Source organism: Mycobacterium sp. E3247 (genome assembly GCF_001667785.1).
Lineage (GTDB): Bacteria > Actinomycetota > Actinomycetes > Mycobacteriales > Mycobacteriaceae > Mycobacterium.
Window position 1 is genome coordinate 1 of record NZ_LZJG01000449.1, and the last position, 1185, is coordinate 1185.

The 1185-nt window shown below is 69.3% G+C and carries 1 protein-coding gene; it reads right to left on the reverse strand.

Annotation, left to right across the window (positions count from 1 at the left end):
• A partial coding sequence (locus tag A9X04_RS22445; protein ID WP_156764490.1) for a non-ribosomal peptide synthetase occupies positions 1-1185 on the reverse strand: 1185 nt, incomplete at both ends.

A 1185-nucleotide genomic window follows, 5' to 3' on the forward strand; every position in this document is an offset into this window, starting at 1 on the left:
CGCCAGGATGCTGTCGCCGCCGAGTTCGAAGAAGGAGTCGTCGGTGCCCACGCGTTCGACGCCAAGGACCTCGGCGTAGATGCTCGCCAGGATTTCCTCGGTCGGGTTTTGCGGGGCGCGGTAGTCACCGGCGGCGTACTCGGGGGTGGGCAGCGCGCGGGTGTCCAGTTTGCCGTTGGCGGTCAGCGGCAGCGCTTCCAGTCCCACGATCGCCGCGGGCACCATAAACGCCGGCAACCGCTGCGCCAAGGCGGTCCGCAGCTGAGCCGGATCGGCGGCGCCGGTGACATAACCGACCAGACGCTTGTCACCGGGGCGATCCTCGCGGGCCACCACCACCGCCTGCCCCACGCCCTCGAGTGCGCCCAACGCCGCCTGGATCTCGCCCAACTCGATGCGATACCCGCGGATCTTGACCTGCTCATCGGCGCGGCCCAGATAACGCAACTGCCCATCAGCACCCCAGCACGCCAGGTCCCCGGTGCGATACATCCGCTGACCGGCCCCGCCGAACGGACAGGCCACAAACCGCGACCCGGTCAACCCCGCCCGACCCACATAACCGGTGGCCACCCCGGCCCCGGCCACATACAACTCGCCCACCACCCCAGGGGGCACCGGCCGCAACCAGCCATCAAGCACCAACAGCGCCGCCCCCGGCACCGGCGACCCGATCGGCGGCACGCCCAAGCCCGCCTCCAGCGGAGCGCTGATGGCCACGCACATCGTCGTCTCGGTCGGCCCATAGGCGTTGACCATCACCCGACCCGGCGCCCACCGATCCACCACCTCAGGCGGGCAGGCCTCCCCCGCCATCACCAACGCCACCCCGTCCAGACCGGCCGGATCCAGCATCGCCACCGCCGACGGCGTCTGCGTCAGCACCGTCACGCCCTCGGCGATCAACACCTCATGCAGATCCTCGGGCGAACGCGCGGTGTCCTCATCGACGACCACCACCTGCCCACCGCGCAACAGCGGGACGAAAACCTCCCACACCGACACATCGAACGCCAGCGAATGCGCATGCGACCACACCCCCGGCGCCGGCAAACCAGCGTCCAGCGACCCGATCAACTGCGTCACGTTACGATGCGTCACCGCAACACCTTTAGGCACACCCGTGGTACCCGAGGTGTAAATCACATACGCCACCCCATCGGCATCCGGCTCGGGCAGGGCCGT